5 protein-coding genes are annotated in these 9,314 nt (G+C 39.8%); all 5 read left to right on the top strand.

The genetic code is table 11. The features are described from left to right. Positions 1 to 804 precede the first annotated feature (804 nt). Positions 805 to 3,489 carry a TonB-dependent receptor gene (locus A9479_RS16195; RefSeq protein WP_064664015.1) on the top strand — a complete coding sequence of 895 codons (2,685 nt, stop codon included), beginning with the start codon at positions 805 to 807 and terminating at the stop codon, positions 3,487 to 3,489. A gap of 73 nt (positions 3,490 to 3,562) precedes the next feature. Next, a complete protein-coding gene (locus A9479_RS16190; RefSeq protein ID WP_064664014.1) occupies positions 3,563 to 4,339 on the top strand; it encodes a family 16 glycosylhydrolase in 777 nt (258 codons plus the stop codon). A 50-nt stretch (positions 4,340 to 4,389) separates the two neighbouring features. Beyond that, positions 4,390 to 6,918, top strand: a complete 2,529-nt coding sequence (locus tag A9479_RS16185) for a glycoside hydrolase family 3 protein (protein WP_064664013.1) — start codon at positions 4,390 to 4,392, stop codon at positions 6,916 to 6,918. Between the two features lie 133 nt (positions 6,919 to 7,051). Then, entirely contained in the window at positions 7,052 to 8,035 is a 984-nt protein-coding gene (locus tag A9479_RS16180; protein WP_064664016.1) for a sensor histidine kinase, read from the top strand. Further along, complete coding sequence (locus A9479_RS16175) at positions 8,035 to 8,829, top strand: LytTR family DNA-binding domain-containing protein (protein ID WP_024600782.1); 795 nt, start codon at positions 8,035 to 8,037, stop codon at positions 8,827 to 8,829. Before A9479_RS16180 ends, A9479_RS16175 begins: the two co-directional genes overlap by 1 nt. Positions 8,830 to 9,314: the final 485 nt, after the last annotated feature.

Raw genomic sequence — 9,314 nt, 5'->3', positions numbered from 1 at the left:
AAGATACGTCCTGCGCCCACCACTTTCATAAATAAGCCGACATTAAGTCGGTTTTTTGTGCCTGAAATAAATCAAAGCGTGAATATGGGAAAGTAGCAAGCTACGAACCAAACGGTCGGAGGTTCACTCTTAGAAGATACGTCCTGCGCTCACCACTTTCTATTACTATTAAAGTTAATAGAAAAGAAACCGACGAAAGTCGGTTTTTTTATGTCTGAAATTTGAGAAAGCTTTCAGATATCAGTTAAACCTAATGATACATACTGCCAAATCTTCCATTCAGTCACTTTTCTAAAAGCGCAGCGCCTCTTAACCTCTTTGTGAATAACGCCCTTAAAAACTTAAATGCACAAAGAGAAATGAAAGAGGGGTAAATGAGAAGTTCAAAATCACCATGAGTATTTAAACGCCTGTAAGCTACGGTCTATAAATAATATCACCACAACGTTTTAATGTAGACGAAGAGCTTGCTCACGTAGATGTGCCGTTTCCTCTAGCTACGAACAGGCTGTCATAGGTTAACCCTTACAAGAGATATCCTGCGTCTACCGCTTTTATAAATAAGCCGACACTAAGTCGGTTTTTTTGTGTCTGAAATAGAATCAAAAGGCTAAACTACGAGGAAAATACTTGAGGTTTATCTGGCTTTAGCTTCAAAAATTAGAAGGTGATTTCGGTTTGTATTATATCTAACTCGTCTTGGCGTATTTGACTAGTAATAAAAATAATCGATATGGATACTATGAGACTGTTAAATAAAAGTAACAAAGTTTAACGTTTACACACACATCCAAAAGGTCAAACATGCACACAATAAATAAAACAGCACTATCAATAGCCGTTGCGTTGGCTTGTTCAATGCCATTGAATGCTCAAGAAGCTTCTACGGATAAAGAGCAAGCGTCAGAAAAAGAAACAGTTTCATTAGAAATCATTTCGGTAACAGCAACTAAGCGAAAAACAAGATTAATGGAAACACCTGTTGCCATTACAGCATTAACTGAAGCCGAGCTGAAAAGAAACGGTGTTAATAGCGTTAAGGATATTGCTAACTTAGTCCCTGGCTTAGATATTTCAACTGCAACAGATCAAGCTGCGCCGGTTATTTCAATGCGAGGTGTACGCTCTACTAATATTACTGAGCTTGGCGATCCGGCTGTTGGTGTTCACCTTGATGGTATTTACTCACCACGTATGCAAGGTGCCCTTGCATTGATGTACGACATAGACAGGGTTGAAGCTCTAAGGGGTCCACAAGGCACTCTATTTGGTCGTAACTCAACGGTGGGTAGTATTAATGTTATTTCAGCAAAACCAGAGTTTACCGGTTTATATGGCAACGTCAGTATTGAAGCGGGAAACTTTAATAGTAAAAATATTGATGCAGTCTTAAATATTCCTATTAATGATGAATTTGCCGTTAGGTTTTCAGGAAAAGGCTTGAAACGGGATTCTTATTTAGAAGGGTATTACGATCCTAACCAATATGACTCAAGACGCTTAAGCGACGATATTCTTAATGCGCCAGTAATCTCTGAAGATTCTTATCAAGGCGTGGGTCAAACAATTACCCAACGAGAAAACTGGTGGATAGATGGCGCTGGCACAGATCCAGAAGCGCAAAAAGTTCGCGCGCTAACACCGGCTGATAAAAGCAATTTTTACAATAATGCTGATGAATATTCATTTAGAATTAGCACCTTGTGGGAGCCTTTGGGCGGCAATTTTTCAAACCACACTGTTTTTCAAAAGTATGTAAATGACAGCAATAACAACCTAGATTTAGTTAACTGCGATAAAATTCGTGGCAGAAGTGCTGAACTAGGGGGAGACTGCACTAACTTTTTACCCAGCGATAATACTTATCAGGCGGTTGTAAATGTGCCCGGTAAGCTTAATTTAGATATCACGTACTTAAGAAACACCCTTAATTACAACATAAACGATGAATATTCACTTGTCTGGTTATTGGGCTATGAAGATATGGAACGCTCTTCAGCACAAGATAGTGAAGTAGGTTTAGACCCTTGGGATGGCGCAACTTACTTTTTAGACGGCACTGGCGCAGAGTCTTTTTCAACTGAGCTGCAAATACAATCTGATGAATATGGCGACTTTATCTGGATTGCAGGTATTAATTACTTTCATGAAAGAACAAAAACCTTAGGTTATTACGATAATCCTATGGATGACAAAGCGTTTTGGGATCAACCCGATCGCTCTACCGACGCCCTCGCATTATTTGGTCAAGGTACATACAACTTAACTGAAAAGTTACACCTAACACTTGGCTATCGATTTAGTGATGAAACAAAAGAAGATAAAGGCGGAAAAACCTATCGCTGTTCTAATGCTGATGGCTGCGCCGTAGGTTGGTTAAATAGAACTGATTTAAATAACCTTCCTGTTGACTACTACGAAGATCCTTCTATTTATGCGTCATACTTTGAAAACGACAATAAGGGAAGTTGGAAACACCATGATTTTCGTGTTGGTTTAGATTATGACATTTCACCTGAAACCATGGTTTATACCTATCTTGCCAGTGGCTTTAAAGCCGGTGGTATTGGTGATGTTTACGAAGTGGTAAATGACAGAACCGGTGACGTTACTCGTTTTGAAACCAAGTTCGACCCAGAAGAAGTACTAACATGGGAATTGGGTGCTAAATCGAGCTTCTTTGATAACTCATTAAACCTAAAAGCCGCATTTTTCTACACAGATTACACCGACATGCAATACGCATCAGTGGGCTCTATTGGTAACGTAGAGCGTTTATCTGTGGTAGAAGATGAAGATGGCTCTCCCGTTTTAGACGGTAATGGCGAGCCTGTACTCGATTTTCAAAACAAGCCAGTTATAGCTTACTACACACAAAATGTCCCTGGCTCAACAATAAAAGGGATTGAGCTTGAGTTTGATTGGAAGCCGTATCCAAATGGTCGAATTAGTGGTTACGTAACGTGGACTGATGCAAAAGTTACTGAAGATTGGAATACTAAATGGGATTACGACGCGGAGTATCTGTTTGATATTTCTTATGAAGAATCAAAAAATCCTGAAAATACCCTGTTAGCTACCAATCTTAAGGGGAATAATTTAGCAATGACCCCTGAGTTTACCGCCAATATCAGTTACACACATACACTCAACTTAGGAGAGTATGGTTTTGTTCACGCATGGTTAAATGCCAGTTGGAAAGATGAGTCGTACTCAACGGTATGGAATGTTGATAAACATTTAGATGACATGGATTTTCAAGTGCCAGATGAAGCAACAAAATATATCGATGATAGCCGCGATGCGTTTGCCGTATTTAACGCCTCTATTAAGTATGAGCCGCAAGGACAAAACTGGTTTGCAGAAGTGTTTGTTAATAATGCTTCAGATGAAACTATTCAATACTGGAATAATACTGGTAAGGGGATCCCAAAAGGCAGCTTTGGTATGCCGAGATACTACGGTATTAGAGCGGGTTTTTCATTCTAAATAACCGAGTAAAAGTTACCCTCCTACAGGCTAAAGTACAGTAGGAGGTGCTTGATTAAATAAGGATTTAATAATGAAAACGAAGTTAATTTCAACCTTAGTTGCTGGCCTTATAGTAATTTCACCCGCCACATACGCTAACTATTTTAAAGACGATTTTTCGTGGGGATTTGACACGACTCTTTGGAGTGCACGTAGTGGCGATAATGGCTCACCTTTTGGCTGCGAATTTGTCCCAAGAATGATTAACCCAAGTCAACACGGCATCACCCTTTCTCTGTCACAAGGTGCATGTGCTGAGCTGCAAAGTAATCACTTTTATAGTTTTGGTAAGGTACAAGGCAGTGTTAAGTCGGGCAATATCGCCGGTACCGTGTCTTCTATTTTTACTTATACCTCATGGTGGGATTCGCCAGGACGCGCATGGCAAGAAATAGATATCGAACTATTACCTTCTTTAGGCAATGTTGTTCATACCAATGTGATTTACCAGCCCCAAGGAGGCATGTATCAAAGTTGGGAAAAGGATATCGATTTAAGCCAGTTTGGGCTTGATTACAGAGAAAACTTATTAACCATTGGCTTTGATTGGTCAAGCTCATCAATTCGTTGGTATCTGTACGACTCACAAGGAAACGAGAAAACAATTAGAGTGATGTACAAAGACAATGGGGATGGCGTAATAGCCGATAATGAAATTCCCGGCTATGCATGGCCAATTGATAAAACAAAAATAATGATTAACCAGTGGAATGGTGACAACTCGACTCAAGGGAATTACTTTCCGGGTCAATACTACGACAGCCCTTCATGGGCATATTATGATTTTATTGAATATATTCCACACTAAATTAATCAGTCCGTATTTTATAAAACAGTATTTAATCTCGAAGGTTTTAAATGTCGAAAATAAAACACCCTAAATTATTACTTTGCTTATTGCCTGTTTTTGGCATGTTCAACTGTCAAAATGTATTGAGTGCAGACAATCAGCAAGTTAACTGGCCTTATGTGAATACGCAACTTAAGCGTGATCCAGCCGTTGAAAAACAGATTGATAAACTGCTCGCAACAATGACTTTAGAGCAAAAAGTGGCGCAAATGATCCAGCCAGAAATTGGTTATTTAAGTGTAGAGCAAATGAAAAAGTATGGATTTGGCTCTTATCTAAATGGCGGAAATACTGCGCCTTACGGAAATAAACGAGCGGATCAAGCTACTTGGTTAAAATACGCAGATGAAATGTACCTAGCCTCTATGGATTCGACCATAGATGGTATTGCGATCCCGACGGTATGGGGAACCGATGCCATGCATGGGCATAGTAATGTGTATGGCGCTACGTTATTTCCGCACAATATTGGCTTAGGAGCTGCGCATGATGCTGATTTAATTAAACGCATAGGCCAAGCAACAGCAAAGGAAGTATCTGCTACAGGGATTGAATGGAGTTTTGCGCCTACTGTTGCTGTAGTTAGAGATGATCGCTGGGGCAGAACTTATGAAAGTTACTCAGAAGACCCTGAATTAGTTAGGTTGTATGCAGGTAGTATGGTTACCGGTATTCAAGGTGACATAGGCGCTGACTTTTTAAAAGGCAGTAACCGTATTGCCACCGCTAAGCACTTTGTGGGTGATGGTGGCACTGAGCGAGGCGTTGATCGCGGAAATACGCTTATCGATGAAAAAGGATTAAGAGATATTCACAGCGCAGGTTATTTTTCTGCTATTAATGAAGGCGTGCAATCAGTGATGGCATCCTTTAATAGTTGGAATGGCAAACGTGTACATGGCGATAAGCATTTATTAACGGATGTACTTAAAAACCAACTTGGTTTTGATGGGTTTGTAGTAAGCGACTGGAATGCGCATAAGTTTGTAGAAGGCTGCGATTTAGAGCAATGCGCCCAAGCCATAAACGCAGGTGTTGATGTAATCATGGTGCCAGAGCATTTTGAAGCGTTTTATCATAATACTGTTAAGCAAGTGAAAGAGGGGGTAATAGCCGAATCAAGAATAAACGATGCGGTTAGACGCTTTTTAAGGGCTAAAATCCGCTGGGGGGTGTTTACAAAGGGTAAACCATCAGCACGACCTGAATCACAACACCCGCAGTGGTTAGGCGCTAATGAGCATCGCACTTTGGCAAGAGAAGCGGTTCGCAAGTCACTCGTTCTATTAAAAAACAACGAAAACGTTTTGCCAATAAAAGCGCATAGCCGCATCTTAGTTGCCGGTAAAGGCGCGAATGCAATTAATATGCAAGCGGGTGGCTGGAGTGTTTCTTGGCAGGGCACAGACAATACTAATAGCGACTTTCCAAATGCGACCTCTATTTATGCAGGTTTAAAGTCGCAAGTATTAAAAGCAGGCGGTGAAATAAGCTTAAGTGAGTCTGGTGAATATAAAACCAAGCCAGATGTAGCTATTGTTGTTATTGGTGAAGAGCCTTATGCTGAGTGGTTTGGTGATATAGAAATGCTAGAGTTTCAGCATGAAAGCAAACACGCTCTTGCACTGCTGAAAAAACTTAAGGCAGACAATATTCCGGTAGTCACCGTATTTTTAAGTGGTCGCCCGCTTTGGGTCAATAAAGAGCTCAATGCATCAGATGCCTTTGTTGCTGCATGGTTACCAGGCTCTGAGGGTGAGGGAGTTGCAGACGTATTACTAACAGATAAAAACGGTAACAGCCAGTTTGATTTTACTGGTAAGTTGAGTTTTTCGTGGCCTAAATACGACGACCAATTTAGCCTTAACTTAGGCGATGTAAATTACGACCCGCTCTTTGCCTATGGCTACGGGCTAACTTATCAAGACACAGTAAACATACCTGTTGTGAGTGAAACTACAAGCCCTAAAAAAATCGTTAAAAGCGATGCACACCCATTGTTTGTAAAAAGTTTAGCTAAAAATCTCACTTGGGCGTTAGCTGATACAACAGCAAAGGTTTTAACTAGTGGTTCATCGGCCACCAGTGGCGATAAAAAAAGTTTGTTAATGCAATCGGTTAATTTATCGTATCAAGAGGATGCAAGGCAGTTTAAGTGGCAATCTCAATCCTCAGATGCAACGCTTAGCCTAAGTTACTTAAAACCTACACTACTCGAACGCAAATTTAAATCAGGTTACCTTGAACTAAAGATGCGATTAGATAAAGCTCCAGAGCAAGGTGCTCAGTTACAAGTAATGTGTAATTTAGATAACTGTTTAAGAAGTATTGATTTTTCATCGTTTGAAAAAACAATGGCAGATAAGCACTGGCATACTTTATCAATCGCACTCAATTGCGCCGATAGCGAACTGATTGAACAATCTATGTCAGATGTAATTCGTATTTCAGCTCAGCGTTTAAGTTTAGCAGTTGCAGATATCGCGTTGACTGCAAAACCTAATAATGACGCATTATCAATCACGTGCTCAAAATAAATAAGGCAAAGGCAGTTGATAATAAGTAAGCTATTCAACTGCCTTTAAAGTTGGACGTATTAATTTGAATTCCAAAAATCCCAGAAGTCATCTTTTCTGGTTGTTTCAGAGCTGCGGTTGGATTGTGTATGCAATGCTGACCGAGCTAATGATAAAAATACCAAGCGACGAGCCATGGTCGATACACATTCCGCATTTAGTTATTGATGTAGCGTGTGGCTTTTTAATCACCTTGCTTTTAAGAAGGGCTTATAACTGCTCAAATAGGCAAGGGATTAAAGTTAAAATAGCACTGCATCTGGTGCTGCTGTTAACTGCCACATTAATTTGGACACAAATTAAATGGGCGTCTTTGCAGTGGTTATATGGCAATTGGTGGCTTTCCATGTCGTGGTTTGACTTTGGTACATGGACGTCTGCATCGTTAACTATGCTCTCAACATGGACTGCTTTTTATTACGGGATCAAAATATATCTCGACAATTTAGAGCAAACTCAAAAAGCCGCCGAAGCAACACACCTTGCTAAAGAATCACAGCTTAAAATGCTTCGATATCAGCTTAATCCGCACTTTATGTTTAACAGCATTAATGCTATTTGCACCTTAATCTTAAAAAAAGAAAGTTTGCAGGCAGTGAATATGCTCGAAAAACTGTGTGATCTATTGCGCCATAGTTTGTATACCGATCCGCTTGAAAAAGTAGCGATTAAAGAAGAAATTGCCATTTTAAAAACCTACTTAGATATAGAGCAATGTCGATTTACTGACCGGTTAGAGGTTAATATTAACGTTGATGAACCATGCAACGATTTATTAATACCTTCTTTATTAATTCAACCATTGGTAGAAAACGCGTTAAAACATGGTATGCGAGCAGATCAAAAAATGGTGATCACAATTAAAGTTGAAAAAACAAAAACCGCATTGCTCATTAAAGTTGCAGATACTGGTAAAGGGTTTGACGATAATAAAAAATCGAAAAGGGGCATTGGCTTGGCTAATTGCGAGCAACGCTTAAAATTAATGTATGGAAATAGCCATCGCATTGAGAAAGGCAATGCCAAATTAGGCGGCGCATGGCTTTGTATTTCTCTTCCTATTAATGGTTTGCAATAATGATTCAATTAAAAACATTACTTGTTGACGATGAATACAGCGCTATTGAAGGGTTGCGTATTCGTTTAGAGGCCTTTGCTGAAATTGAAGTGATTGGCAGTGCACAAAGTGTTGATGACGCTATTAACGTACTTAACAAACATGACGTTGATTTAGTGTTTCTAGATATAGAAATGCCAACAAAATCAGGCTTTGAACTAATTAAATATTTTCAACCAGAAAGCTGTCCAGCGGTTATTTTTGTTACTGCGTTTCACCAGCATGCCGTTAAAGCATTTGAGGTAAGAGCCCTTGACTACTTACTCAAGCCCGTTAAGTTAGCTCGCCTTGCAGAAGCCATAGAAAGGGTAGTAAAAACAGAGCAACTCCACAGAAAAAACACATTGATTGAAGTACACCAATCGCTGATAGAAAACGAACATCAAGAATTAGAAAGCTCAAAAAACTCAGAATATAAATTTGAAGCCGAAAACTTAGTCATCCAAGATGCTAAAAACCCAATTCAAATAATTCCGTTTAAAGATATTTTATGGATTGATGCCGCAGGCGATTATATGTGTGTTCATACACTGGCTGAAACCCATGTAATGCGTGCGCGTTTAAAAGATCTTGAAAAAAATACCCTGCCAGAAGACTTCTTACGCATACATAAATCAACCATTGTTAATTTAAGCCACATTAAACAGCTCAACCCATTACGTAATTCTGAATATATGGCGGTGTTAGATAACGAAAAAACACTCAAGGTAAGTAGAACGTACAGTAAAAACTTAAAGAGCTTAATAAAACAATAACGGTGGTTTTTTGGTAACACCACCGCCAACATTATCAATGTGGACGGAGAGCTTGCTTACGTTAGAAGCGCAGCTTCTGATTTATAATGTTTTAATCACTTCTCTAAAAGCGCAGCGCCTCTTAACCTCTTTGTGAATAACGCCCTTACAAACTTAAATGCACAAAAAGAAATGAATGAGGGGTAAATGAGACGTTCAAAATCACCATGAGTATTTAAACACCAGCAAGCTACATTCTACAAATAATATCACCGCAATTTTTCAATGTGGACGTAGAGCTTACTCACGTTAGAAACACAGTTTCTCATTGCTAAAACCTAAAACCTGCGCGAGGTAAACTCCCGCCTACAATATAAAAATTGCGCTTGCAAAAGGCTCGGTGTTTTATTTTTATTACCTGACCGCTGACCGCTGACCGCTGACCGCTGACCGCTGACCGCTGACCGCTGACCGCTGACCGCTGACCGCTGACCGCTGACCGCTGA

It is taken from the genome of Pseudoalteromonas sp. MQS005 (assembly GCF_001661605.1).
Taxonomy (GTDB): domain Bacteria; phylum Pseudomonadota; class Gammaproteobacteria; order Enterobacterales; family Alteromonadaceae; genus Pseudoalteromonas; species Pseudoalteromonas tetraodonis.
The sequence above is the reverse complement of the archived record's forward strand: the minus strand, read 5'-3'. Positions and strand labels throughout refer to the sequence as shown.

What these genes read in the sequence shown, in the direction of transcription:
- A9479_RS16195 (WP_064664015.1), top strand. Translation starts at nt 805, where the DNA reads ATGCACACAATAAATAAAACAGCACTATCAATAGCCGTTGCGTTGGCT.
- A9479_RS16190 (WP_064664014.1), top strand. Translation starts at nt 3,563, where the DNA reads ATGAAAACGAAGTTAATTTCAACCTTAGTTGCTGGCCTTATAGTAATT.
- A9479_RS16185 (WP_064664013.1), top strand. Translation starts at nt 4,390, where the DNA reads ATGTCGAAAATAAAACACCCTAAATTATTACTTTGCTTATTGCCTGTT.
- A9479_RS16180 (WP_064664016.1), top strand. Translation starts at nt 7,052, where the DNA reads ATGCTGACCGAGCTAATGATAAAAATACCAAGCGACGAGCCATGGTCG.
- A9479_RS16175 (WP_024600782.1), top strand. Translation starts at nt 8,035, where the DNA reads ATGATTCAATTAAAAACATTACTTGTTGACGATGAATACAGCGCTATT.